Source organism: Dehalococcoidia bacterium (assembly GCA_025054935.1).
In the GTDB taxonomy this organism is placed as follows: Bacteria; Chloroflexota; Dehalococcoidia; order SpSt-223; family SpSt-223; genus JANWZD01.
In genome coordinates this window covers 1-24,539 of sequence record JANWZD010000021.1, presented here as the reverse complement: position 1 = coordinate 24,539, position 24,539 = coordinate 1, and the positions used below count along the sequence as shown (strand labels likewise).

Genomic DNA, 24,539 nt, shown 5'->3' with positions numbered 1-24,539 from the left:
ACCGGCTTCCCGCTGAGCTATGCCCCCCGCACTCGGCGATAGGCGAGGCGAGCGAGCTGCTCAGCATCGTCGAGTTGATGGAAGGTCGGGCGTGCGCACGGCGGCGAGACCGCGCGGGACGGACGAGAAGAACGGCCGCCGAACGAGAAGAGGACCGCCCCATCATCACGAGCCGCTGCCCGAGCGCGGCGTCCGCAGTTCGCGGGCAGGCGCCGCTACGGCCGCAGGAAGACCGGATAGCGCGGGCCGGGGAAAAACCCTTCGACGCGGATCTTCGTCGGGTGGACGATAACGCCGAAGCGCGTCCGCGCCAGCTCGTCGTCGCTCATCGGCTGGTCGGGGCCTGGGAATGCGCGGATGCCGACTGGCGACAGCACCAGTTCCGCTTCGCCCGTGATCGCCACCAGGCGCAGCGGCTGGTCGCTCTCCGCATCGTCGGCATCGTACTGATACCAGAGCACCGTCACCTCCGGGTTGGCCTGCAGCTCCGCCAGCTTGGCCGACGGCTTGATGCTGACGAGGTAGGGCGTGAACCCGGCCATGCGCACCCCCATCAGGCGGAAGCGCGGCCTCCCATCCAGCCCGGTCGTGATGACAATCTTCGGCGCTCGATACCGCTCGATGAAGCGGAGAACCCGCTCACGCAGGCCCGCTTCTTCCTCCGGTGTCAGCTCGATTCGCGGCAGCACCCGTGCCATGCTCGTCCTCCTTCGCGCAGACACGACCCATGCACCGTACCGGAGTGCCGGCCGACCGTCAACCGGCCGACCAGGTATGCTCTCGCAAAACCGCGAGCGAGAAGAGGGGGCTATGGCAGAGACACTGCGCGTGACGATCGTCAGCCGGGCGGGGGAGACCCCGCGCGAACTGACAATCGCTCGGGCGTACAACCTCGGCTTCACCATCCGCGACCCAGCAAAGATGCAAGCCCATCTCGATGAGGTGGCCAAGGAAGGCGTCCCTCGCCCGCGGGTCGGCACCCCGCCGATCGTCTTCCCGCTCAGTCCTTGGGCAGTGACCTGCGCCGAGGAGGTACCTGTCCAGTACGCCAAGACCTCCGGCGAGGTCGAGATTGTCACCTATGTCGACACCGACGGCGAACTGTACGTCTCGGTCGGCAGCGACCACACCGACCGCGAACTGGAGTCGATCGACATCCCCTGGTCGAAACAGGTCTGCCCGAGCATCGTCGCGCCGCGGTTCTGGCGCTGGCAGGATGTCGCCGCCGTCTGGGACGAGACCGAGATCGCGAGCGACGTGAGCGACGCCAGCGGCCGGATGCAGCCGTACCAGCGCGCCCTCGTCCGCGAGTTCCTGTCGCCGCCGGAGATGGTCGCCGCCCTTGAGCGCAAGCTGCGCCGCATCGTTCGGCCTTATCTCTTCTGGTCGGGCACGGTCGTGTCGCTCGCCTCCGAGCTCGAGTACGGCGACCGCTTCACAATCCGGCTCCACAACCCGCCGCTCGGCTGGACGATCGAGCACACCTACACGGCGCCGATCCTGTTCGCCGAGATCGACATCAGCGACATGGAGTTCGTCCGTCGCGGCGTGCTCCCGCACTGACCCGATGCTACTCCGCTACGGTCCCGCGGGGATGGCGCGGCGCTCGCGCGGGGCGAGCTGCGGACGCGGCAGGCGCGGCCGCTCGGTCGGGCGGGGCGTGTGCGGCGGCCGCTCCTGCAGCAGCGCGAGCGCGACCTCGATCGCCTTATCGAGCTGGCGGTCAATGCCGGCGGCATAATCCTGCGGCGTGTTGTCGACTTCGATGTCGGGGTCGGTGCCGTAGTTCTCAACATCCCAGCCGATATCGTCGAACCAGAAGGAGTACTCCGGCTGGGTCGTTACCGTGCCGTCGGCAAGCTGATGCCGCGGCGAGATGCCGATCACGCCGCCCCAAGTGCGCTTGCCGATGAGCGGTCCCAGCTTCAGCAGCTTGAAGGCGTGGCTGAAGATGTCGCCGTCGGAGCCGGCCTGCTCGTCAGTCAGCGCGACCAGCGGCCCCCGCGGAGACTCGGCCGGGTACGGCTCGGGCGCGCTCCACCGCGGAAAGTCGTAGCCGATGCGCTTGCGCGCCAGCTTCTCCAACAGCAGCGCCGAAACATGGCCGCCGCCGTTGCCGCGCACATCGATGATCAGTGCCTCGTGATCGTACTCGGCGAGATAGCCCCGATGGAACTCGGCAAAACCCTCCGGACCCATGTCCGGCACGTGCAGGTAGCCGACGCGCCCGCCGCTGCGCTCGTGGACATAGCGCCGTTTCGCCTCGACCCAGTCGCGATAGCGGCCCGGGCGTTCATTGGCAATCGCCTTCACCGTCACCGTCCGCCGCTCGCCGTCGCGCTCGATCGTCAGCAGCACGTCGCACCCCGCTTGATTGACCAGCAGTTCGCCCGGCGTCGCCCGCTCAAGCGGCTGGCCATTAATCGCCAGCACGACATCACCCGGCCGCACATCCACTCCCGGCGCGTTGAGGGGCGAGGTGCGCGCCGGGTCCCAGGGGTCTCCTTGGACGATCGCGGCAATCCGATAGCGGCCGTCCGCGCCGCGTTCCCAATCGACGCCGAGAAAGCCTTGGGCATAGTTCGGCCCGGGGCGATATTCGCCGCCCATCTCATAGGCGTGGGAGGTGCCGAGCTCTCCCTGCATCTCCCAGAGCAGGTCCGACAGCTCCGAGCGCGTCGTCACCCGGTCGACAAGCGGCCGGTAGCGGCGATAGACCTCGTCCCAGTCGAGCCCGAGCATATCCTCGGCCCAGAACTGCTCCCGCTGCAGCCGCCACGCTTCGCGGAACATCTGCCGCCACTCCAGTTCCGGCCGCACCGAGACCTTAACCCGATCGAGGTCAATCCAGCCGCTCTTACGCCCGGGCTTGTCGCCCTCCTTCCCCTCCGGCGGTTTCTCGCCCGCTTTGATCACGCGCAGCCGCTCGCCTGAGCGATAGAGCAGGGCGGTGCCGTCGCGGCTGACTTCAAAGCTCGTCACGCCATCAACGAGGGTCTCCCAGCGCTGGCTGTCGAAGTCGAAGACATGGAGCGTGCCCTGCGGCCGCTCGCCGTTCGCCCAGTCGCTCCCGCGCGCTCCCATCACCGGGAAAGCAAGCACGATCGCCTTCCCTTTGACCCCCGCAATCTGCTGATATCTGCCCTCGGGAACTGGAAACGCCAGCGCGCGCCGCTCGATCCCGTCAAGATCGATCGTGATCGGCGGCCGCTCCTTCTTGGTGCTGTTTCCCTTCTGCTCGTCGTCCTCGCCTGCCGCCGCTTCGGCATGCGCCTTCCCCCCGGCCGTCTCCTTCGGCTCGGGCGTGCCGGCCTCTGGCGCGCGCTCGGCGAGCGGCTTCGGCTGAGGCAGGAAGGGAGAGGGAAGGTCCTTGCGGAGCGTGATGACATAGGGACGCCAGCCCTTCGGGAAGGAGAGCTCAAACTGCTGCTGGTCATAGACCGGGTCGAAGTCGCGCCGTCCGAGAAAGTAGAGATACTTGCCTTCGGGATCCCACGCCGGGCGGACATCGGCGGTCACCGGCTGAGTTGCGAAGAAGGTGGCGCCATCCTCTAGCCGCGCCAGCTTGATCCGCTTTGTCAGCCTGCTGTCGCCGAACCCGTAGGCAAGCCAGCGTCCATCCGGCGACCAGGCAACGCCGTCGATCGCAGCGAACGCACTCCGGTCGATGAGCCGTCCTTCCGCCGCATCGCCTGCGAGGTCAACGACCCACAGTTCATTTCGATGATTGGTCAGGGCGAGGCGGTCGTCGGTCGGCGAGACGACGAGGGCGGTCGCCCGGCCGAGATCGAGCTGGTCGAAGCGGCGGGCGGGCGCGCTGCCGTCAGCAGCGAAGAGGACAAGCGTTTCGCGCTCGCCCTCGTCCGCTGCCACCGCCACGAGGCGCCGCTTGTCATTCAGGAAGCTGAGCAGCCGATAGCGGACGCCGTCCGGCTCGCCATGCTGCAGGACCGGGCCTTCCCAATTGCCGAACGTGAACGCCTTGCCGCGCGAGGTGATCGCGAGCGCGCCGCCATCCGGCGCGAGGGAGGCGCTCTGCAGGAAGCGCGCCGCGGAGACGAAGCGGCGGTTGCGCTGCGTGCGCGAACTGCCCAGACGAATTTCAAGCCGGCGCGGCGCATCCTCCTCAGGATCGAGCAGGTAGAGATCTGCTCCCGCTTGATAGGCGAGCCGCCGGCCGTCGGTCGTCAGGTGGCGAGCATAGAAGTCCTCATGGTCGCTATGGCGGCGCAGATCCGAGCCGTCAGGCAGGCAGGAATAGACGTTGCCGACCCCTTCGTGATCGGATAGAAAGAAAATCCGGTCGCCGACCCAGCAGGGACTGGCGAGATTGGCGTTCGCGAACGGCAGCCGCGTGAACTCGCCGCGGCCGTCGGCATCGACCCACAGCTGGCCGACGGTGCCGCCGCGATAGCGCTTCCAGCGTGCCGGGTCGGCGGTATAGCGGCCAAGAACAATCCGCCCGCCGCTTCCATACCCGATCGCGCTTGCTGGACCGAAGGGCAGTTGGCGCGGCAGCCCGCCGTCTGGGCGGACACTCCAGAGCCATTCATCGCGCTGAAACGGGCGGCCGAAGGAGCTGGCGTAGACAATCTCCCCCTCCGGCGACCACGCTGCCGTAGCGCACGGGGTCGCTTGGAACGTCAGGCGGCGAGCAGGTCCGCCTTCTGCAGGCATGACAAAGATGTCGGGCGGCCCTTCCTCCCGGCCGACGAAGGCGAGAAGCTGCCCGTCGGGCGAGACCCGCGGCCGACTCGCCTCGCCGACGCCGGATGTCAGCCGATACGCTCGCCCCCCTTCCGCAGCAACGACCCACAGGTCGTCCTCGGCAACGAAGTAGATCGAATCCCGGTGAATTGCCGGGAAGCGGAAATAGCCCTCGCTCATCTGCTGCCTCCTGGGACAGGAGCAAGTCTAGCCGAGCCAGACGCTCAGCGGCGACGCGTCCAGAGCGGGCCGACCTCAGGCAGCATTCCCGGGCCGGAAGCGCCAGCAGGAGCGTTCGCCAGCAAGCGCCTAGAGCGCCGCCACTGCCCCAGTGCAGCTGTCCGTTCCCGTGAGCAGTCCGCGGGCAGCAGCGCCGGCGCGAAGGCGGCCTCGCTGGCGCAGTGGATGCTGCGGAAAGCCCAAGAGCCGATGCGACGGCGCAGGTAGAACGTCACGATGAGGGGGAGCGCGAGGGAGAGCGCGGCTTGGCCGAGGGCGACCTCGAACGGCCGGTAAGGGAGGGAAGCGAACGGCACGAGCGGCTGGAGGAGCGAGGAGCTGATGTACCAGTCGCCGAGGAGAACAAGCGCGTGGAGTGCAACAACGGCAAGCCCGGGCATGCCCGTGAACTCATGGAGGTCGCCTGGGGCGAGGAGCCCAGCGCCCCCGGCGGTGAACGCCGGCGCTCCCACTGCAAGCGCGAACGCCGTCGCGCGGACCGCCTAGGCGCGAGGGTGACCTGCCGCCGTGCTGCCATCGCCAGTCCTCCGCCGTTGTCGAGCAGGGCACGGCGGCGGAGGCAAAGGTTTCAGGGTCGGCTCAGCCGCGGCGCCGCCGTCTTGAGCCGGCAGGCGCAACGCGCCTTCACGCGGCCGGTGCCGACCGCTAGGAAGGAGCAGACAGCCCGCGCGCTCCTGCTGGGCGCGCTCTAGCGCGGTCCCGCCCCAAAGAAATTGCGGGCGGGCGCCGGCCGCTGGGGCTCGCGCTCACGAGGACCGTAGGGGAGGGGGATATACTCGACCGACGGTCGGCGCTGCGCCGCCTGCGGATAGAGCTGCATCAATTCGTAGACCTCAACCGGCATGTCGGTCGACACCGGCAGCCCCAGCGCTCGCGCCTCTTCGACAACGATCGGGTAGTCGTGGGTCCAAGTTCCGGAGGTGAGCGTCTTCGCTAACCGATCCGCTTGTTCCGCCGGCAGCCGGTCGCCGAGGAGATCGCGCACCGTCTGCTCCACCTGGCGCAATGCCTTTTCGGCAATATCGGCGAGGATAAGTGTCTGGTCGTCGATCTCGGCGAGCGGTTTCTGCTGCACCACTTTGAGGACAGAGGCAGCAGGATACTGCCCAAGCTGGGGGTCAAGGGGGCCGAGCACTGCGTGGGGCGCCATTACGATCTCATCGGCAGCCAGTGCAATCAGCGTGCCGCCGCTCATTGCGTAGTGAGGGACAAAGACTGTCACCTTCGCCGGATGCGCCCGAAGCGCATGCGCGATCTGCTCGGCCGCGAGTACGAGGCCGCCCGGCGTGTGGAGAATGAGGTCGATCGGCACAGTCGGGTCGGTCAGCTGGACCGCGCGCAGTACTTGCTCCGAGTCTTGGATATCGATGTAGCGGCTGACCGGAAAGCCGAGAAACGCCATCGTCTCCTGACGATGGATGAGACCGATCACGCGGCTGCGGCGCTTCCGCTCAAGCTGCTGAAAGGCGCGCCATCGCCGTGCGGTCAATAGTTGCTGGCGCACCAGCGGCTGCAGCGAGATCGCAATCAGAAAGACCCAGAGGAGATCGAGTGGTGTCATTGCCGCCTCGTCCGATCAACATATAGGGTGCGGGCAGGGCGCTGGGCGTGTCATGCCAGCGCCGGGCGCCCGTGTGGCATCCGGCGATCACGCGGTCGCCTTCGGCGTTCGGCGGCGCCCCGAAACGCTGCCCCCTCTTTCCTCCAGCACCGCTCAATAGCGAAGCAGGGCGCCCAGTCCTTCAGCAACGTCGCGAAGCTTCCGTTCCGCTTCTCCGTGGACGATTTCGATGCGGCCGCCCTCGTTGAGCGTACGCTCGATCAGCCGCTCGACGATGTCCTCGAAGGGAGTCGGTGCGGCTCCACAGCTTGGGCATGTCGCGGGGCGGTCAACCCCAACCCAGCCGCAGGCCGGGCACTCGCTGCCGGCAAGGCGCAGGCCCTCCGCCACGAGCAGGTGATGAACGCGGCCGAGCCAGACCGCCTCGACCGTGGGACCAAGCCCGTAGATTGCCCGCCCGCCGTTGGCCGAGGTTTCGATCACCTCGTCCACCAGCCGCTTCTCGGCCTCGCGTTCGACTTGCTCCTCGATCGCTCGGGTTTTCTCAAGGATCTCCTGCTCGCTGAGGAAAAGTTCGGCAGGCACAGTCGCCACAAGACGCTGCTGGAGCGGGCGCGGCAGGATGCGGCGCAGCTCGCTCGTCGCTTCGTCAGGGCCGGCAAGCACCAGCCGGTCGAACGGGCGCTGGCGCAAGAGCACGGAGAGCCCCTCAGCAACGCGCTTCAGATGCCAATAGACATGCGCTTCGTGGTGACGCTGAAAATTTGCTTGCGACCAGCCCCCTTGTTCATGCTTGCCGGGTACAAGGTCTTCGATCGTCGCGCGCGAGTCGATCTCACCCAGGAAGATGGTGAACAGCCGCGCCTTCTCCTTGTCCACAAGAGCGACAGCATAGCGCTCATGCTCATCGAGCACATCGAGCAGCGGACGCAGGTACGGCCGGCGGCCGAGCGAGACGCTTTCCGCGACCAAGACCGGCAAGGGCAGCTGAATCCACAGCTCCCGAGGCGTGCAGCTGAAGAGCGCCACGCTCTTTCCCGTCGCAATCCGATGGCGCAGCGCCTCCTGGACCCGCTTGGACTCGCGCTCGAGGCACTCGCGGGCAGGGGGGTTAAGCTGCGACTCAAGCTGCCGGACGAGGTCGACAAAGGTCACTTCGTGGCCGCGGCCAATTTGGCGATCTGGCGCGACGTTCAGGTAGACACTGAGAACGAGGTCATCGCCAGCGTCAAAGGTGAGGAGATCGGGCAGCCGCTCCAGCACGGTCGCGCGCATGGCGGCGCCTTGGTTCGCTCTGTCGCTCGCCGGGGGTGTCGTCATCGCCTCGTTCTCCTTCCGCAAATACGCTGCCTTGGCTGCAACGGCGCGCCTCGCGCCAGAGGAGCGGTCACGGCGTTCTCGCTTGAGGGGCCGCGCCACGAGGGTCTGCAGCCGCCGCACATCTCCCAGCCGCTTTTCGAGCACAGAACAGCGACGCGACAGGAGGAGGGACGCCGCTCGCAGAGGCCAGCCAAGGATATGGTGGGGAAGAGGGGGCTCGAACCCCTACGCCTTGCGGCACATGATCCTAAGTCATGCTCGTCTGCCAGTTCCGACACTTCCCCAACGCGCCCTAATTGTAGGACAGCAGAACGGGCCCGCTTCCAGCCGGCACCCTCAGGCGCTTTGACTGGCTGCGGCAAAGATCAGCGGAGACCGCGGACCAGTGCCCCGCACAGGGGGGATGACCCCGCTTGGCGCGAGCGGCGGCGCCGGTTTCTGCAGGAGCGCCGAGAGCGGAACCCTAGCCAAACGAGCAGGGAATATCCTGCTCGACCCACCGATGGCAGCGCTCGCGGCGAGCGGTACTGTTTTGGTAGCGCCGGCGATGCCGGAAGGAGGACCCGAATGAGCGAATATGCCCACGAGAGCATTCTGACCCGCTTTTCCGACGATGTGGCCGCAGCCGTTGAGAAGGCGAGCGCCTGCACTGTCCGTGTCGATGCGCGCCGGCGGAGCAACCCGGCAAGCGGCATCATCTGGGCGCCCAACCTCGTTGTCACGGCCGACCACGTTCTCGAGCGCGAGGAAGACATTACCCTCGGCTTGCCCGACGGCCGCGACGTGCCCGCGCACATTGCCGGCCGCGACCCGGGCACCGACCTCGCACTCCTTCGCTTCGAGGCGCCGAACGTGACAGTCGCTGACCTCGGCCCCGAGCCGAAAGTTGGACACTTTGTTCTGATCGTCGCCCGCCCCGGCTCGCTCGCGGCCACGGCGGGCGTGATCAGCGCTATCGGCGGCCCCGTCCGCACAATGCGCGGCGGTCGGCTCGATTCGTTTCTCCGCACCGATGCCGTCATGTATCCCGGCTTTTCGGGCGGACCGCTCGTGAATGCCAGCGGGCAGGTAATCGGCCTGTGCACAACCCACTTCGGCGGATCGCTGGCACTTCCGCTTTCGGTGCTTCGCCGCGTCGTCAGCCAGCTGCAAACAAGCGGGCGGATCCGGCGCGGCTTCCTTGGAATCACAAGCCAGCCGGTCCCGCTGCCGGAGAGCCTTCGGGCCAAGGTTGCCGGCGCGCCGGAGAGCGGGCTGCTGATCATCGGCGTCGAGCGCGACGGCCCGGCAGAACGAGGGGGGATACTTGTCGGCGACATCCTCGTCGGCTTTGCCGGCCAGCCGGTTCGCGACACCGAGGATCTCCAGCTTTTGCTCTCCGGCGACCGCGTCGGTCAAGTCACCGACGTCGTGGTGCTCCGCGGCGGCGAACCGCGGCGGCTCACCGTCACTGTCGGAGAACGGAAGTAGGGCGTGAGACGACGGTGCGCCGCCTCCTCCTCGTGAGCGCACGGATGGAGGGGGCTGTCGCTCCGCCCTCGGGGAGAAGAACGATGTCGGCCTTCATAACGATTGCGGATGCAGCAACGACGCTCGCCCGTCAGGTGCAGGCGACGGTCGTCCACGTGCGCTCGCGGGGCGGCAGCGGCAGCGGGATCATCTGGCGGGCGGACGGGCAGGTCGTCACCAACCATCACGTCGCGCCGACTGACCGCGCCGAGATCGAAACGGCTGACGGGAGACGCTTCCCCGCTCATGTCGAGGCGCGTGACCCAAGCAACGACCTCGCGATCCTCATGCCGGATGTTCCCCTCTCGGGGCTGCCGACCGCGCAGGTCGGCGACTCGACGCGGCTCCGGGTCGGTCAGCTGGTCATCGCGGTCGGCAACCCCTTCGGCATGAAAGGCGCCGTGACGATCGGGATCATCAGCCAAGCTGCGCCTCCCCGCCCCGGCCAGCGCGAACTGATCCGAGCGAACATTGTTCTGCAGCCGGGAAACTCCGGCGGCCCCTTGGTCGATGCTGCCGGTCGGGTGATCGGCGTCAACGCCATGGTGACGGGGCCGGGCAGCGGGCTGGCCGTGCCGGTCCACCTCGTCTGCCGACTGGTCGCCGCAACGACAGCACCTCGGCTCGGGATCGTCGGGAGAGACGTCGAGCTTGGCCCTCTCGCTCGCTGGGCAGGCCTCGAAAAGTCGAGCGCCGTCATCCTGACGGAGGTGGCAGCTGGCTATCCCGCCGACCGCGCGGGGCTGCTCCCCGGCGATATCGTTATCGGTCTGAACGGGCAGCCCATTACCGCCTCGCGCGAGATGGTCCACGTGCTCTCGACCCGCCGACCGGCCGATCCTGTCTGGTTCCGCGTGCTGCGCGGCGGTCAGCTCCGGGATGTCATCATCTCCCCGACGGCAGCCTAAGGTGGCGCGCGTCACCGTTATCGCAGCAAGGCCAGCGGTGCGCGCTGGGCTCACCGCCCTGCTCGCTGAGGAGGGGGTCGAGGTTGCCGGCGCCTGGCCTACCTTCGAGTCGTGGGCTCGCGACCGGCTCGCCCCGGCGAGCGACGTTCTTCTCCTCGACCCCGGGAGCACGACCGAGATTGAAGAGGGAGCAGCCGTCGCGCCGCTCCAGCCGATTGTCGTGCTCGGGCCAGTCAGCGACGAGGGACGGCTGATCGCGGCGCTGAGCGGACGGCCGTGGGGCTATCTCCCGCGCGATGCGAGCGGCGAGCGCTTGGCCGCAGCCGTGCGCGCCGTGTCGAACGGGCTTGTCGCGCTTGACCCCGAAATGGCGAGCCGGGTTGTCGGGAGGGCAGTGCTCTCCTCCGACGATGCCGGCGATGAGCTCACCCCACGCGAGCGCGAGGTGCTGCAGCTGATTGCGATGGGGCTCTCGAACAAAGCGATCGCCAGCCGCCTTGCGATCAGCGAGCACACGGTGAAGTTCCATGTCGCTTCGATTTTGGGGCGCCTCGGCGCGACAAGCCGAACCGACGCTGTTCGAATCGGCGCGCGGCGGGGCCTAGTGGTGTTGTGATGGAGGGTAACGGCAGGGCGCCCGCTCTCTCGCGCCGCGATGCCGGGCCCAACGCCCGGCTGCCGCTCCGCCGGCGCATTGGCGCAACCGCCCGCGCCAGCCGCCAAGTCCTTCGTCTTGTCTGGACGACAAGCCGTCCCCTCACCGGCGCGCTGGTCGGGGTGACGCTTCTCCGCTCTCTCCAGCCCGCCGCCGACGTCTGGGTGAGCAAGCTGCTGATCGACGCTGTCGCCGCCGCGATCATCGAGGGAGGGCCGCCCGAGCGCATTCAGACAGCCGTCTGGCTGGTAGCGGCGCAGTTGGGCGTGCTCATCGTCGGAAGCCTGCTGCGCACGCTCGCCAATATCAGCCAGCAGCTGCTTCAAGATCGGGTTGCGCAAACCATCCAGCTTCAAGTGATGGAGCACGCTGAGCGGCTCGACCTCGCCGCCTTCGAAGACCCGACCTTCTACGACCGGATCCAGCAAGTGCAGCGCGAAGTCGCTTTCCGTCCTGTCCAGATGGTGAGCGAGATGTTCGGCCTCGTCCGTGCTGCCATCGGCTTCCTCTCCATGATCGGGCTGCTGCTCAGCCTCTCGTGGACGATCGCGCTCGTCGCCCTCCTCGCGCCGATCCCGGCGTTCATCGCCAACACGCGCTATGGCTGGTGGGGCTTCCAACTGATGCGTCGCCAGTCGCCGCTGCGGCGCTTGCTGAGCTATCTGACCACTGTTCAGACAACCGACACCTTCCACAAAGAGGTGCAGATCTACGGCCTCGGCCCGTATTTCACCGACCGGTTCCGACGGCTATCCCACCAGTACTACCGTGAGATGCGCGCCCTCGTCCTCCGCCGCTATCTCGCAGGATTTGGCTGGGGGACGCTCTCGGCGGCGGCAACCTCTGCTGCTGCCCTCTTCATCGTCCTCGAGGCGATCGCCGGCCGTCTCACCCTCGGCGACCTGACGCTCTTTACCCGCGCTGCTGCCGCCGTTCAGGACGATTTCCAGAGCGTTCTTGGCGGGTTCAGTTCGCTCTATGAGCACGGGCTGTATCTCTCGACGCTGTTTGAGCTGCTGGCGATGGAGCCGACGGTGCGGGCGCCGGCGGCCCCGGTGCCGCTGCGGCGCCCCTTCCGCCGGGGAATCGAGTTTCGCAATGTCACCTTCACCTACCCCGGCCGCCCCGAGCCGGCGCTGCAAGACGTTTCGTTCACCATCGCGCCCGGCCAAACGGTGGCTATCGTCGGCAAAAACGGTGCGGGGAAGACCACCCTCGTCAAGCTCCTCGCCCGGCTGTACGACCCCGACGCCGGCCAGATTCTGGTCGAGGGGCACGACATCCGGGAGTACGACCCTGCAGAACTGCGCCGCGCGATCGGCGCGCTATTTCAGGACTTCGCCGCCTTCCAGCTCACCGCCCGCGAGAACATCGGTTTCGGACAACTGGAGCGCCTCCGCGATGACGAGGCGATCGCCCGCGCCGCCAAGCGCGCCGGCGCCGACCAGGTTATCGCGGCCCTTCCTGCCGGCTATGACACCACGCTCGGCAAATGGTTCGAGGGCGGCCATCAGCTCTCTGGCGGCGAGTGGCAGAAGATCGCCCTCGCTCGCGCCTTCATGCGCGACGCCGAGATCCTGATCCTCGACGAGCCGACGGCGAGCCTCGACGCGCAGGCAGAGTTTGAGCTGTTTCAGCGCCTCCGGCTGCTGGCCAGCGGACGGATCGCGATCTTCATCTCCCACCGCTTCTCGACGGTGCGTACTGCCGACCTGATCCTTGTCCTCGAGGGCGGCCGCCTCGTGGAGCAAGGCGACCACGCTGCGCTCATCGCGCGCGCCGGAGTGTATGCCGACCTCTTTGAGAAACAGGCCGCGTCGTATCGGTAGCGGGCGGCAGGATTAGCCGGCCGCGATGCGCTCCAGCACCGTGCGGATGAACGCGTCGCGCTCAGACCGGATCTCCGCGAGCTCCGCGTCGCTCGGCTGATAGGAGCGCAGCGCCTCAAGCGAGACCAGGCCCTGACGGGCCAAGACCTGCTCGAGCGTGCGGACGCGGTCCTGCAGCACCCAGACTTTGGCGAGCAGTTCCACCAGCGCGGCCGCAAAGCGGTCGAGCATCGGGTCGCCAAAGTAGGCGGGATTGTCGTTGGAGGTATAGGGCGGCAGCGTCAGTTCGGGCATGGCTCCTCGCGTGGGGGATGCTACTTCCTCGCCAAGGTGATCCAGGGGAAGGTCTGGCCGGTCGCCTTATGAACCGTTCCCGGCTCGCTCACCTCGCGGAAGCCTGCTTCCCGCGCGATCTGGGTGAGATCGGCGTTCAGCACGTCGCTCATGAACGGCTCGCCGTTATTCTCCACTTCCCAATCCGCCCGAATATAGGCGTAGGTCGTCGGATGCGTCCGCGTCGGGTTGATATCGCCATTCAGCAGGTAGCCGCCGGGCTTCAGAAGGCGATACGCCTCGCGGAAGACATTGCGGATCGCATAGAGCGGCAGTTCGTGGGTCAGGATGCAGGCGGTGACCAGGTCAAACGACTCATCAGGATAGCCGGTATATTCGGCGTTCCGCTGGCTGAAGGTGACATCGAAGCCCTGCTCGTTCGCTTTCATGTGGGCGTAGCGGAGCATCGGCGCGGCAAGATCGATCCCGATCACTTCAGCTTTCGGGAAGTATTCCTTCCAGATCGTCGTGCTCGTCCCGGTCGAGCAGCCAAGGTCGAGGATCCGCGTCGGCGTGAACCCTGCCGGCGTGCTTTCGACAATCGCCCGCTGCATCCGCGCGCCATCGTACCGGTTGGAGAAATAGATGCTCCCGCCCAGGTCAAAGAAGAAGCCTGCCAGCTCCTCGTCATAATAGGAACCCGGCATCATGTGGAACTCGGTCCCGGAGAAATACGGCGGCAGTTGCAGGTTCGGATTCAGCTCGAGCTTCCCGGGGCCCTGGGTCTCGGCTGCCTTCAGCCGCGCCTTCAGCTCCTCGGCGTGCGGCATGATGATCTCGGCGCAGGAGCGCCAGAGCATGTCCTGCGAGACGCGGTTGATGAAATAGTCGGTCCGGAAGGCGAGCTTGTCGCTGATCAAGGCGAGCGCCTCGGCCGCGTTCGCCGGCCGGCGGCCGTGGTCGCGCTTGAAGGCTGCCTCACGCTCGGCGTAGATCTTCTGCAGCTCTCGAGTGTGGGTATACCCCTTCAAGCCGGCGATGAACTCCATCATCGCCCGCTGACTCCGCTGCTCCGGCACCGCCGTGCTCGGCCGATTGCCATTCTCCACCGGCCGGGCGTCGACGGTGATCGCGCCCCGCGAGGCGGGGGCGTGAGCGGCTCGGGAGGCCGCGCCGTTGGCGCTGCCGTTCTGGCGGCCCGGCTGACTGCCGATAACCACCTCGACGCCCAGCTCGCGCACCCGATCCTGCGCGGACGGCGTGAGACGGGCATCTGCCGGCAAGCTCAGCGTGCGGCCGTGGGTCTTGACCAGTTCGTCGATATCGCGGGCGGAGATGAGGGTCGCCATTGCTCGTCCTTTCTCCACAGCAGTGGGTCCGTCTTCAAGCCAGTCTATACCCCGCGCAGAAGCACCGTCAAGGCATCAATAGAAATTGCTAGTCGACAGCCCAAGTACGAATAGAGAGTTTTCGTCGGAAACGATGTTCAGAGCGCGCCAGCGCTCGTCGCCCCGGAAGCGAGACGAGACGCCTCGCGGCCCTTGGCGACCCGCTCTCCGGCCAAGGTGCCTCGGCGCAACCGCAGCGCGCGGAGGCGGACGCTGCCGACGCGGCGCGCTACTCGCCGATCAGCTCGACCAGTTCGCCCGCGCCGCCGACAACCGTGACGCTCCGTCGTCCGGCATAGGGCGGCTCATCGATCGGCACTGGAGGCGCAAGCACCCGATACCCGCGAGCATGGGCATGATGCACTGCGCGCTCGAGGTCGGTCACGAGGAGGCTGGCGACCCCAAAGCCGGGCGGCAGCTCGCCGGGGTGGCGCTCGCGGACCCGGCCCACGCCCGGCGGGTAGCCGTCCAGTTCGATGCGGGTCTCGCCGAGCGGCCGCAATGCGCCGAGGAGAAATCGCGTCCCCTCCGGGAGGCCCAGCTCCTTCCGGGCGACGGAGAGCGCGACCTCGTTCCCATCGATGTCGGGAGCGCAGCCAAGCACGTCAACGTAGAACGCCTTCGCCGCGTTGTAATCGGGTGCGGCGAGCACCGCGATGAAGACTGCCCCTACTTCCGCGCCCGGCGGCGGCACCGCCAGTTCACGTCCCGGTGTCTGGCGCACGACCTGGGTGAGGTAGAACTGCTCCCCTGCCGGGCCGACCGCCTGCATTGCCCGCTGCCCCGGCGGGTCGGCGCTGAACCGCAGGTCGCGCGGCTCCCCGTTCACCCGAAAGCGCGGGTGGCCGCGCAGCCGCTCTGCCATGCGGTCGCAGTCGCGCACCGTGATCTCGAGCGCCGACCAGCCGAACGTCGCGAGCGGCGGCGGGGGCGGCGTCTCTCCTTCGACTAGCCGCACGAGCCCGCGCGTCTCGCCGTTCGCGCCGAGCAGGAGGACACGCCGCCGCGCCGGCGCGATGCCCCACGCTGCCGCAAGGGCAGGGTCGAGCAGCCCTTCCCAGCGAACCGCCCAGCCGAACGCCTCTTGGTAGACTGCGGCGACATCGTCGAGGCGATCCCCGGCGACGGTGACCGTCGCAAGCGCGAGATCGCGCACTATCAATGCACTCTCTCCGCCGCGCTGCTCAATCGAGCATCCGCGGATCGATGCCCGGACCGTAGGCGCGGATCATCTGCGCAGCCTCCTCGGGCGAGACGTAGTTATTGACTAAGGTCGAAGAGACGCGGACGAGGGTCAGGACGGGACCGTCCGTCTGGAATGGGCCGTGCGGGATGCCGGGCGGACGGTAGCAGTAAACGCCCGGCGCAAGCAGAAAGCGATTGCGCGGGTAGTCGAGGCTGGTCGTCCCTTCGATCTGGTACAGCTCCTCGACGCAGGGATGCCACTCGATGCGCGGGTCACCGCCCGCCTGGAGGAGGCGGTTGAGGAAGGTCCGCTCCCCGGTCTCTGGGTTCATCCGCAGGGTCTTGCTGAGGAGCGGACTGTCTTTCTTGTCCGTCAGCGGCTTTCCCCACGGGATCGTCTCGGTATCGACCCCGGGGATGGCGTTCGGCGTCGCGCGCGCCTCGCCAAGCGCGAAGCGCCCGTCAGTGAACAGCAGCAGGAGCGCCCCGCGCTCGGATGCCATCGGCTCGTTGAGGAAGCCGGCCGGGCGATAGGTATACCAGCCGCGGTGAAAGGAGTGCGTGCCGACCGTCAGGTCGCCCTCAAGGAGATAAGCCTCCAGCGTGCAGGCAGCTGCGAACGGCTGCTCCTGCTTCCAGCCCGGCGGAACGCGCACGAGCGCGGTGAATGCGCCGTCCCGCTGATCTTCGCTCAGCACGCGGACCTCGAGGCCCGGTGCGATCCCGCTCGCCTCGACCGGCCGGAACGCGCCTTCATCCGGAGCGAGGGTTTCAACATGTCTGCGGTCCCAGACCATAGCACCTCCCGCTCCGATTGTACCGAACGCGCGGGGGACCGCCCCGGCGCCTCGCCGTTGCAGTCTCAGACCGCCCAGAGCCGCCGCGAGATCGGCTGCAGGCCCTCGCCCGGCCGCCAGAGGTCATCGAGAGCAACTTCGTAGCCGGCAGCCACGCTCGAGGTCAGGCTCGCCACCCGGCCCAACGCCTGAATCCGTCCCTCTACCGCTGCCGAGACCGTGCCGACCCGCTCGAAGTGCTCGATCAGCAGGTCGGAGAGGAGCAGCCCCGAGTTGAGCGGGCTGAGCCCCGCCCGGAACACCGCATAGCCGTCGCCGCCGTTGACCAGGAAGTCTACGGTTGCGAGGCGGTAGGTCGCGCTTTGATCGACCGGTCGCCAGCCGACGCGCGGGTTGCCGATCTCGACCCGAACAATGCGAGAGTTCGGCGGCCGGGTCGGGTCCCAGACGAAGCGCATGCCGGCAACTTGGGGAAAGCGGCCCGCGCCGGTCTCGACTTGGCTGACGCCATTTTCAAGCGCCGCAATCAGCTGCGCGCCAGTGATCGTGATCGTCATGATGGCATTGTCGAAGGGGAGCACCTCTTTGATCCGGCCGACCGTCACCGGCCCAGCCGGAATGTCCGCGCGGATGCCGCCGCCGTTCACCAACGCGATCTGGGCGCGGTCAGCCGCCATCCGTTCCAGCAGCAGGTCGGCGACCAGATTGCCGAGGTTCGTCTCCCGAGAGCGGACTGCCGTGCGCTCGCCGACCAGCGTCACCGCTGCGGTGCCGACGACCTTCTGGCCGAACGCTTCAACCCCCGCCTTGAAGGGCGCAAGACGGGCGACAAACTCGGGGTCCTCGGGCACCGTCTCGTCAACCGGGATCAGCGCGCCGCGATAGGCAATCGGGACGCCCCGGCCGTCGAGCTCAACGTCGAGCAGCCCGACGTAGCGGCCCCAGTCCTGCGCTTGGACGATCAGCACCGGTCGGCCGACTGCATTGGTCACCACCTCCGGCGTCGGGTCGACCTTGGTATGGGAGTGCCCGCCGACAATCACGGCGATCCCGTTCGTCCGCTGAGCAAGCTGGCGGTCTTGGGCGTAGCCGATGTGCGTCAGGCCGATCTTCGCGGCAACCCCAAGGCTGCTCAGCCAGTCGGCCGCGCCCTGCAGACCGGCGTAGTGGTCGCCGAAGCGGATCTGCGGTCCGGGCGAGGAGAGGATCGGGGTCTCGTCGGTCGTGACGCCGATGATGCCGATGCGCGTCCGGCCGCGCTCGACGATCGTCCACGGGCGCACCAATCCCGCAAGCGGCGAGGCCGGGTCGATGCCGAGATTGCTGCTCGTCACCGGGACGCGCAGCCCCGAGAGGAAGCGCGCCAGCACCGCCGGCCCCTTATTGAACTCGTGGTTGCCGAGCGTCATCGCGTCGTAGCCGAGCGCGTTGATGAACGGCTGATCGGCCAGCCCCTCGTAGACATTGAAATAGAGGGTCCCTTGGAAGACATCGCCCGCATCGAGCAGGATCACCGAGCCGCCCAGCCAGCGGATGCGGTCGATCACCTCCTTGCGGCGCGCGATCCCGCCGATGGAGACGTTGTTTTCGACGAACGGCTCAAGCCGCGCGTGCGTGTCGTTGGTGTAGAGAATGCGGATGACCTCGCTGCCAGCCGCAATCGAGGGAAAGGAGCTGCCGGCCGCCAGCGTCGCCGCCGCCGCGCCCGCGCGCAGCAGCTGCCGACGGGTAATGACCCGGGATGTCATCGCGATCGCCTCCTTCGCTGTCGGTCACCCAACCACGATACGAAGAAGCTTCGCGACAAACAAGTCGCCGCGCTACGCCGGCTTGACCGCCGAGACGGCCATCCCGTCCGGCAGCGTCAGATGGCGCGTCACATTGGTGAAGCCCGTCTCGGCGACCGCCCGCTCAATGTTCAGCTTCATGTACTCGCCGAGATACGGCTCGATGCCGGTGATGGCGCTGAAGCGCGCTTTCTGCAGCCGCTCTTCCTCGGTGTCGGGATAGGTCCCATCGAAGAAGGTGAGCATTCCCCCCGGCTTCACGAGGCGGTACAGCTCGCGCAGGATCTGCTTGGCGTCCTCAACGTACATCTCGTGCAGGACATACGTGAAGTGGACAGCGTCGAACGAGGCATCGGGGAAGACGGTGCGCTGGGCGTTCTGCTGGTAGAACGCAACGTTCGTCAGCCCGCGATGCCGCGCCCACTCGCGCGCGAACCGAATGTAGGGCGCCGAGAGGTCGATGCCGACCACTTCGGCCTGCGGAAACAGCTCAGCGAAGACCATCGCCGTCGTGCCGGTGCCGGTGCCGGCGTCGAGGATCCGGCGCGGGTCCTTGCCGGCATACATCCGCGCGAGCTGCTCGCGAACGATCTCCTCGCGCGTGAAGGACCACTGGACCTTCGACACTTGGCTGAGGCGGACGATCTTCGGGTTGCCGAAGCCGCCCGGCTCAAGGTGGACCGGCCGCTTCCAATACTCGGGGATCTCAACCGGCGGCGCGCCCGGCGGCAGTACATCCGACCCATCAGCCGGGCCATCGTAAGCAGGCAGCGTCTCGACCCACTCCTCGACGAGCTGACGGTAGCGCTGCGGGTCTTGGCGAGCAAGGCTGAACAGCCACGTCTCGAACGGCGTGATCGGCGTCTCGAAAATGTTCTCCTTCGTGATCGTCACCGGCTGGGGCTCATGCGGCGCGAGTCGAAGCGCCATGGTTCCTCCTCGAGGGCACATCTCTCCGCGTCGCCCCCATTGTAGCCGAGAAGTGCCGCGTGCTCGCTTGCGTCTTGGCGCGCGCATCGGGGCCGGCGATAGAATTTGCGGAATTGACGGCCGGCGCGAGGAGTACGACGGACCAGTACGAGCAGCACGTCGAGCAAGCCGCGGCGAAGATCCGCGCCCTCGGTTCCCCCATTCCGGCCGTCGCCATTGAGCTCGGTTCCGGCTTCAGCCCGCTTCTTGACCTGCTGGAGAACGCGCGGCGCTGCTCTTACGCCGACCTCCCCGGCTTCCCGGTCCCGACCGTCGCCGGCCACGCCGGGACCTTGGCGCTTGGCCTCCTCAGCGGGTTCCCGGTTCTTCTTCTCGCAGGGCGGGCCCACCTCTACGAGGGCTATCGCGCCGCAGCGATCGCGCTGCCGATCCGCGCCGCTGCTCGCGCTGGGGTGCGCGCCGTCATCCTGACCAATGCTGCCGGCGGCCTCGCCGACGACCTCGCCGTCGGTGATGTCGTCGTCGTGCGCGACCATCTGAATTTCCCCGGCTTTGCCGGGCACTCCCCGCTCGTGGACAGCGCTGGGCCGCGATTCGTCTCGCTCCACGACGCCTACGACGCTGCGCTCATCGAGGCGGCGCTCGCTGCGCTGCGGGAGGCAGGCCTGCGCGCCCGCACCGGCGTCTACGCCATGGTCGCCGGCCCCTCCTACGAGACGCCGGCCGAAATCCGCTTCTTGCGCCTTGCCGGCGCCGATGTCGTCGGCATGAGCACGCTGCCGGAGGTGATCGCGGCCCGGCAGCTCGGCCTGCGCGTCTGCGTCCTCTCGCTCGTCACCAACATTTCCAGCGAGCAAAACGCGGTCACCCATGCCGAGGTCGTTCAGGTCAGCGAGGCGGCGCTGCCACGCCTAGCGGCGGTGCTGGCCGCCTTGGCGCGAGCGGCAGCATGACGCGCCGGCTCGCTGCCCTCATCGGCGCGGCGCTGGTCGTTCTTGGGCTGGCGGCAGGCGCGGCGCTCTCGGCGGGCCCGCTGTCGCGCAGCGCAGTCGCCACCCCTACCGCAGCTGTCTTCCCGACCAGCGCGCCGCCTCGGGCGACGATCGCTCTCCCGACGCCGCCCGCGCGCGACCTCTATGCGATCGCCGAGCGGCTGCGCACCAAAGGAACGCCGATCCCGCGGACAATCGACCGCCCCCAGGAGCAGGTCGGCGACGAGCGGACCTTCTGGGTGATGGATATCTCGACCGCGCGCCACTTCCCGATGACGGCGACGCTCCGCCACGCGACAGCGCGCCTCGCCCTCTTCCTCCAGAACGGCCTCCATTACAGCGAGGCCGACTTGCAGCGCTCGGCAGAGATCTTTGAAACCACGATCTCCCCCTGCGTGCGCGGGCTGTTCGGCTCGGAGTGGTCGCCCGGCGTCGACAACGACCCGCGCCTGACCATCCTGATCGGCAATATCCCGGGGGTCGCCGGCTATTACAGCAGCGCCGACCAATATCCAACCGCCGTCAATCCCTTCAGCAATGAGCGCGAGATGTTCTACCTGAACGCCGGCGCAATTCGGCTCGGCTCGCCCCAGTTCCTCGGCACGATGGCCCACGAGTTCTTCCACATGGTGCAGTGGGCGAACGACCCGGCGGAAGAGACGTGGGTGAACGAAGGCTTGGCCGAACTCTCCGCCGAGTTCTGCGGCACGGGCGCAAGCTTCGTCAACGCCTTCCTCGCTAATCCGAATACTCAGCTGACCAGCTGGGCATCGAATCCGTCAGCAGCGGCCCCGAACTACGGCGCCGCGTATCTTTTCATGCGCTACCTCGCCGAGCGCTTCGGCCGCGACACGCTCGCCGACCTCGTGCGCGAGCCGGAACGAGGCATCGCCGGCGTCGAGGCGTGGCTGGCGCGGCGCGGCGGGCCAACCTTCGACGAGGTGTTCAAGGAGTGGACGGTCGCCAACCTCCTGAACCTGCGCGGCCACCCGCGTTACGGCTACGAGGGGCTGCGCCAAGGGGTGACGCCGCGCCTGACGCTCAGCCAGTTCGGAAGCGAACGCGCCACCGTGCGCCAATATGCCGCCCAATATGTCGAGCTGCGGCTGCCGGGAGACGCGACGATCCGCTTTGAGGGCAGCACGACGGTGAAGCTGGTCAGCGCCGAACCGCGGAGCGGGCGCAGCTTCTGGTGGAGCAACCGCGGCGATTCGATCAACCCCACGCTCACCCGCGCCGTCGACCTGAGAGGCGCGCGCAGCGCGACGCTCGAATTTGCGGCGTGGTACGACCTCGAGCGCGATTGGGATTTCGCCTACGTGATGGTCTCGACCGACGGCGGCCGCACCTGGGACATCCTGCCCGGCCGGACGGCCGTGACGAACCCTGGTTCGGGATTTGCCTTCGGGCCCGGGTGGACCGGCATGTCCGGCGGGCAGCGGCCGGAATGGGTGGAGGAGCGCGTCGACCTGACGCCCTATGCCGGCAAGCAGATCCTCCTCCGTTTTGAGGTCATCACCGACGATGCCGTCAACCACGAAGGGTTCGCGATCGACGACCTGCGCATCCCCGAGATCGGGTGGTCAGACGATGCCGAGGACGAACGCGACTGGCAGGCGAACGGCTTTGTCCTCCTGCGGGGCGAGGCGCCCCAGCGGTTTCAGGTCCAGTTGGTCCGCTTCGGCAGCGAGACGACCGTCGAAGACCTGCCGCTGGATGCGCACAACCGCGGCGAGGTGACCATCCGCGCCGCCGGCGGTGCTGTTCCGCGCGCTGTCCTGATCGTCAGCGCCGTGACGCCCGTCACCACGCACGAGGCCGCCTTCCGCGTCACCGCCGAGCCGGCGCGCTAGCTGCTCTCGCTGAGAAAGCCGGCGACGAGCGCGGCGTAGCGGTCGGGGTCTTCCAGCATCACCAGCCGCCCGCCGGGGAGGATGACCGAGCGCGCGTTCGGAAAGCGCGCCGCGAGCGCGTCCTGCTGCTCGACGAACAGGTCGCGGTCGCCCGTCAGCAGCAAGGTCGGTGCGGCGATGCGCGGCGCGAGCTCCTCGACGCGCTGGGTCCAGACGGCGACGTGCGCTTCGTGGTAGCGCGGCAGGGCAGTCAGGTATTCGAGGATGAACCAGTGCAGCTCCTCGGGCGGCAGCGGCGTCGAATAGCCGAGGATGCGGGCGCGCACCCACTCGACGTGGCTGCCGTCGTCAGCGAGCGGCACCGGCGTCGCCTCCGCCAGCTTGGCGCGGCGGAACTCGTCGTTGCCCACGGGGCAGGCGTGCAGAATGAGTCGATCGACGCGTTCGGGGAAGTCGGCTGCGAGTTGGGCCGCAATCGACGCGCCGGTGTGATGCCCAAGGACGTGGGCGCGCGCGACGCCGAGCGCGGTCAGCGCGGCCGCGACTGCTGCCGCGTAGTCCTCCATCAGGTAGGGACGCGGCGGCGCGTCCGAGAGACCGAAACCGGGCGTATCGAGCGCGAGGCAGCGAAAGCGGTCGGCCAGACGTTCGACGACCGGCATCCACATCCGGCCCGAGGTAGCGGTCTGGTGGAGCAGGAGCAGCGCCGGGCCGCTGCCCGCTGCCCGGTAGTGCACCTGGCCGCTCGGCGCGTCGACGTAGCCCTTCTCGATCGCTGTCACCCTCTCTCCCTCGCGCCGGCAGGGTACCGGCGCGGCGCGCCGCCGTCAAGCACGGCCTACGGGACAGCGCCGCGAGGCGCGGCGGGGATGAAGCGGCGGTCGGTGCCGACTGGCGTCAGCGTCGGCCTCGCTGCTGGAGCTAAGACGGTTCCGGTCGGGGTCGGGACGCCGAACGTCGGCTGGAGCGTCGGCACGCCGCTTGTCGCCGTTGGCCCCGGCGTCGCCCCCGCTTGGACGATCTTGTAGAGAATGCCGCGGCCGTAGTCGGCGACGTACAGGTTCGCGTTGTCATCCTCGCCGTGCGTCGACAATTGGGTGTTGCTGAGGAACTTGACGCGGTTATAGGTCCAGGTCCCGCCTTCGCGGGCAGCCGCCCAGATCCAGCCGCCGAGGTCGGAGAAGATGTAGACACCGTAGAGGGCAGGGAACTCGCTCCCCCGATAGACGTAGCCGCCGTTCACGGAGTAGCCGCGATCGTGCCCGTACTCGGCGACAGGGAAGACATAGCCGTCGCGCGGGCAGGCGCTGCTGCCGGCGGGCGGGATGTTGCAGCGCGACCCTTCCCAGACCCGCCAGCCGTAATTCTCGCCGCCGGGACTGACCGCCGATTGAACGTTGACTTCCTCGACGGCGTTCTGGCCGACGTCGCCGATGTAGAGGTCGCCTGTTAGGCGGTCGAACGAAAAGCGCCAGGGATTGCGCAGGCCGATCGCCCAAATCTCCGGCGCCCAATCCGGCTTCTTAGGGTTGGTCGCCGGGATGGTGTAGGTGAGCGGGCGGCCGGTCTCGACGTCGATCCGCAGCATCTTGCCGAGCAGCGATGCGGGGTTCTGGGCGTTGTTCCACGGATCATTGGCCCTGCCGCCGTCGCCCGTCCCGATGTAGAGATAGCCGTCCGGACCAAACTGCAGCTGACCGCCGTTATGGTTCTCCGCCTCGCGATGGGAGATCGTGAGGACCCGCTGCTCGCTCGCCGGGTCGGCGACGTTCGGATTTGGCGTCACGTGAAAGCGCGAGATGACGATGTCGCCCGTCCGGTCGGTGTAGTAGGCATAGAAGTACTGCTTCTGGGCGAAGCCGGGCGGAAAGGCGAGGCTGAGCAGCCCGCGCTCGCCGCAGCAGCTGACCCGGTCAGTGATGCTGAGGAAAGGCGTCGCCGCGACCGAGCTCCCCGTAACGATCTTGACAATCCCCCGCTGTTCGGTAACGAAGATCCGGCCGCTGCCGTCGCCGGCTCCCGTGATCGACGTCGGCCGGTCGAAGCCGCGCGCCACCTCCCGCACGTCGATCGCCGGCAGCGTCGGCGCGGCATCCGCCGGTCCGTCCGTTGTCGTCGCCAGCGCGGTTACCGCCAGCACCGCCCCCAGCAGTGTCAGCGCCGCCGTCCACAGTCGTCCCATGGTCCTCCTGCCGCTCTCCGGGAAGGGTAGCGGGCGGCGCGCCATCGGGCGAGCATCCGAGGAACTTCGGGCTCCATTCCCCTCTGGCCGCGCCGCTGCTTGGGAGGCGCCTCCACGAGCGAATGGCCGTCGCCATGGTCCGCCTCCTCCGCGGCCGGGTCCGCGTGCAGGGGCTTTTTTGATCGGGGTTGCCGCGGCGGCTTCGCCGCCTCGCAACGACGCCGGCCGTGAGCGTCCCTCTCGCGCCGCCAGCAGCGCCCGTCGCTCGTCCCACCGTCCGCACCGTCACTGCGCGCCGAACGGTCGAGTTTGATCGCGCTTCTCCCCGCTTCGCGCCTCGTCCAGCCATCCTCGCGGTCATTACGAGGCTGCTACCGGCGCGACGGCCTTCGCGCTCGGGGCTCGCGCCTCGTCCCGCCATCC

Annotated in this window: 21 protein-coding genes and 1 tRNA gene; 8 read left to right on the top strand and 14 right to left on the bottom strand. The window is 67.9% G+C overall.

The features are described 5' to 3' along the window. Positions 1-215: 215 nt before the first annotated feature. Entirely contained in the window at positions 216-698 is a 483-nt protein-coding gene (locus NZ773_15705; GenBank protein ID MCS6803372.1) for a pyridoxamine 5'-phosphate oxidase family protein, read from the bottom strand. A 112-nt stretch (positions 699-810) separates the two neighbouring features. On the opposite strand from NZ773_15705, the gene NZ773_15700 reads away from it, so the two are divergent. Then, entirely contained in the window at positions 811-1,563 is a 753-nt protein-coding gene (locus tag NZ773_15700) for a DUF2848 domain-containing protein (GenBank protein ID MCS6803371.1), read from the top strand. Between the two features lie 15 nt (positions 1,564-1,578). On the opposite strand, the gene NZ773_15695 is transcribed toward NZ773_15700, so the two are convergent. The 5 genes from NZ773_15695 to NZ773_15675 form a co-directional block, all read right to left on the bottom strand. Further along, on the bottom strand, positions 1,579-4,887 hold the full coding sequence (locus NZ773_15695) for a PDZ domain-containing protein (GenBank protein MCS6803370.1): 3,309 nt from the start codon (positions 4,885-4,887) through the stop codon (positions 1,579-1,581). A gap of 44 nt (positions 4,888-4,931) precedes the next feature. Further along, positions 4,932-5,399: a hypothetical protein gene (locus NZ773_15690; protein MCS6803369.1), complete on the bottom strand. Its 468-nt coding sequence runs from the start codon at positions 5,397-5,399 to the stop codon at positions 4,932-4,934. Positions 5,400-5,635: 236 nt separating this feature from the next. Further along, complete coding sequence (locus NZ773_15685; protein MCS6803368.1) at positions 5,636-6,508, bottom strand: ATP-dependent Clp protease proteolytic subunit; 873 nt, start codon at positions 6,506-6,508, stop codon at positions 5,636-5,638. A 153-nt stretch (positions 6,509-6,661) separates the two neighbouring features. Beyond that, complete coding sequence (locus tag NZ773_15680) at positions 6,662-7,828, bottom strand: Vms1/Ankzf1 family peptidyl-tRNA hydrolase (protein MCS6803367.1); 1,167 nt, start codon at positions 7,826-7,828, stop codon at positions 6,662-6,664. Positions 7,829-8,027: 199 nt separating this feature from the next. Then, a tRNA-Leu gene (locus NZ773_15675) sits at positions 8,028-8,112 on the bottom strand. Between the two features lie 283 nt (positions 8,113-8,395). Here NZ773_15675 and NZ773_15670 point away from each other — a divergent pair. The 4 genes from NZ773_15670 to NZ773_15655 all read left to right on the top strand — a co-directional run bounded on the left by NZ773_15670 (position 8,396) and on the right by NZ773_15655 (position 12,729). Further along, positions 8,396-9,298 (top strand): S1C family serine protease, encoded by a 903-nt coding sequence (locus NZ773_15670; protein ID MCS6803366.1) that lies wholly within the window; start codon positions 8,396-8,398, stop codon positions 9,296-9,298. 83 nt (positions 9,299-9,381) lie between these two features. Then, positions 9,382-10,245, top strand: coding sequence for a S1C family serine protease (locus NZ773_15665; GenBank protein ID MCS6803365.1), 864 nt, complete (start codon positions 9,382-9,384; stop codon positions 10,243-10,245). 1 nt (position 10,246) lies between these two features. Beyond that, positions 10,247-10,861 carry a response regulator transcription factor gene (locus NZ773_15660; protein ID MCS6803364.1) on the top strand — a complete coding sequence of 205 codons (615 nt, stop codon included), beginning with the start codon at positions 10,247-10,249 and terminating at the stop codon, positions 10,859-10,861. Beyond that, complete coding sequence (locus NZ773_15655; protein ID MCS6803363.1) at positions 10,861-12,729, top strand: ABC transporter ATP-binding protein/permease; 1,869 nt, start codon at positions 10,861-10,863, stop codon at positions 12,727-12,729. The genes NZ773_15660 and NZ773_15655 overlap by 1 nt, the downstream gene beginning before the upstream one ends. 12 nt (positions 12,730-12,741) lie before the next feature. Here the strand turns inward: NZ773_15655 and NZ773_15650 are convergent, their stop codons facing one another. From NZ773_15650 to NZ773_15625, 6 genes are all read right to left on the bottom strand, one after another. Next, positions 12,742-13,023: a hypothetical protein gene (locus tag NZ773_15650; protein MCS6803362.1), complete on the bottom strand. Its 282-nt coding sequence runs from the start codon at positions 13,021-13,023 to the stop codon at positions 12,742-12,744. Positions 13,024-13,043: 20 nt separating this feature from the next. Continuing rightward, positions 13,044-14,351 (bottom strand): class I SAM-dependent methyltransferase, encoded by a 1,308-nt coding sequence (locus tag NZ773_15645; protein ID MCS6803361.1) that lies wholly within the window; start codon positions 14,349-14,351, stop codon positions 13,044-13,046. Positions 14,352-14,619: 268 nt separating this feature from the next. Continuing rightward, the gene (locus NZ773_15640) at positions 14,620-15,552 is read right to left on the bottom strand and encodes a VOC family protein (protein MCS6803360.1); all 933 of its coding nucleotides are present in this window, start codon (positions 15,550-15,552) and stop codon (positions 14,620-14,622) included. A gap of 22 nt (positions 15,553-15,574) precedes the next feature. Further along, positions 15,575-16,372 carry a DUF4437 domain-containing protein gene (locus NZ773_15635; GenBank protein ID MCS6803359.1) on the bottom strand — a complete coding sequence of 266 codons (798 nt, stop codon included), beginning with the start codon at positions 16,370-16,372 and terminating at the stop codon, positions 15,575-15,577. Positions 16,373-16,437: 65 nt separating this feature from the next. Continuing rightward, positions 16,438-18,120 carry a 5'-nucleotidase C-terminal domain-containing protein gene (locus NZ773_15630; protein MCS6803358.1) on the bottom strand — a complete coding sequence of 561 codons (1,683 nt, stop codon included), beginning with the start codon at positions 18,118-18,120 and terminating at the stop codon, positions 16,438-16,440. A 72-nt stretch (positions 18,121-18,192) separates the two neighbouring features. Then, positions 18,193-19,089, bottom strand: coding sequence for a methyltransferase domain-containing protein (locus tag NZ773_15625; protein MCS6803357.1), 897 nt, complete (start codon positions 19,087-19,089; stop codon positions 18,193-18,195). 113 nt (positions 19,090-19,202) lie between these two features. Between NZ773_15625 and NZ773_15620 the strand changes: the two genes are divergently transcribed. After that, positions 19,203-20,042 (top strand): purine-nucleoside phosphorylase, encoded by an 840-nt coding sequence (locus NZ773_15620; protein MCS6803356.1) that lies wholly within the window; start codon positions 19,203-19,205, stop codon positions 20,040-20,042. Next, positions 20,039-21,934, top strand: a complete 1,896-nt coding sequence (locus NZ773_15615) for an immune inhibitor A (protein MCS6803355.1) — start codon at positions 20,039-20,041, stop codon at positions 21,932-21,934. The genes NZ773_15620 and NZ773_15615 overlap by 4 nt, the downstream gene beginning before the upstream one ends. Here NZ773_15615 and NZ773_15610 read toward each other — a convergent pair. Then, positions 21,931-22,716 carry an alpha/beta hydrolase gene (locus NZ773_15610; GenBank protein ID MCS6803354.1) on the bottom strand — a complete coding sequence of 262 codons (786 nt, stop codon included), beginning with the start codon at positions 22,714-22,716 and terminating at the stop codon, positions 21,931-21,933. The two genes, NZ773_15615 and NZ773_15610, sit on opposite strands and share 4 nt — an antisense overlap. A 56-nt stretch (positions 22,717-22,772) precedes the next feature. Next, positions 22,773-24,116 carry a PQQ-dependent sugar dehydrogenase gene (locus NZ773_15605; protein MCS6803353.1) on the bottom strand — a complete coding sequence of 448 codons (1,344 nt, stop codon included), beginning with the start codon at positions 24,114-24,116 and terminating at the stop codon, positions 22,773-22,775. 227 nt (positions 24,117-24,343) lie between these two features. On the opposite strand from NZ773_15605, the gene NZ773_15600 reads away from it, so the two are divergent. Next, a partial coding sequence (locus NZ773_15600; protein ID MCS6803352.1) for a hypothetical protein occupies positions 24,344-24,539 on the top strand: 196 nt, incomplete at its 3' end.

Bases quoted from the DNA above. Each gene is read 5' to 3' on its own strand.
- NZ773_15705 (MCS6803372.1), bottom strand. From the start codon at position 698: ATGGCACGGGTGCTGCCGCGAATCGAGCTGACACCGGAGGAAGAAGCG.
- NZ773_15700 (MCS6803371.1), top strand. From the start codon at position 811: ATGGCAGAGACACTGCGCGTGACGATCGTCAGCCGGGCGGGGGAGACC.
- NZ773_15695 (MCS6803370.1), bottom strand. From the start codon at position 4,887: ATGAGCGAGGGCTATTTCCGCTTCCCGGCAATTCACCGGGATTCGATC.
- NZ773_15685 (MCS6803368.1), bottom strand. From the start codon at position 6,508: ATGACACCACTCGATCTCCTCTGGGTCTTTCTGATTGCGATCTCGCTG.
- NZ773_15680 (MCS6803367.1), bottom strand. From the start codon at position 7,828: ATGACGACACCCCCGGCGAGCGACAGAGCGAACCAAGGCGCCGCCATG.
- NZ773_15670 (MCS6803366.1), top strand. From the start codon at position 8,396: ATGAGCGAATATGCCCACGAGAGCATTCTGACCCGCTTTTCCGACGAT.
- NZ773_15665 (MCS6803365.1), top strand. From the start codon at position 9,382: ATGTCGGCCTTCATAACGATTGCGGATGCAGCAACGACGCTCGCCCGT.
- NZ773_15655 (MCS6803363.1), top strand. From the start codon at position 10,861: ATGGAGGGTAACGGCAGGGCGCCCGCTCTCTCGCGCCGCGATGCCGGG.
- NZ773_15650 (MCS6803362.1), bottom strand. From the start codon at position 13,023: ATGCCCGAACTGACGCTGCCGCCCTATACCTCCAACGACAATCCCGCC.
- NZ773_15645 (MCS6803361.1), bottom strand. From the start codon at position 14,351: ATGGCGACCCTCATCTCCGCCCGCGATATCGACGAACTGGTCAAGACC.
- NZ773_15635 (MCS6803359.1), bottom strand. From the start codon at position 16,372: ATGGTCTGGGACCGCAGACATGTTGAAACCCTCGCTCCGGATGAAGGC.
- NZ773_15630 (MCS6803358.1), bottom strand. From the start codon at position 18,120: ATGACATCCCGGGTCATTACCCGTCGGCAGCTGCTGCGCGCGGGCGCG.
- NZ773_15625 (MCS6803357.1), bottom strand. From the start codon at position 19,089: ATGGCGCTTCGACTCGCGCCGCATGAGCCCCAGCCGGTGACGATCACG.
- NZ773_15615 (MCS6803355.1), top strand. From the start codon at position 20,039: ATGACGCGCCGGCTCGCTGCCCTCATCGGCGCGGCGCTGGTCGTTCTT.
- NZ773_15605 (MCS6803353.1), bottom strand. From the start codon at position 24,116: ATGGGACGACTGTGGACGGCGGCGCTGACACTGCTGGGGGCGGTGCTG.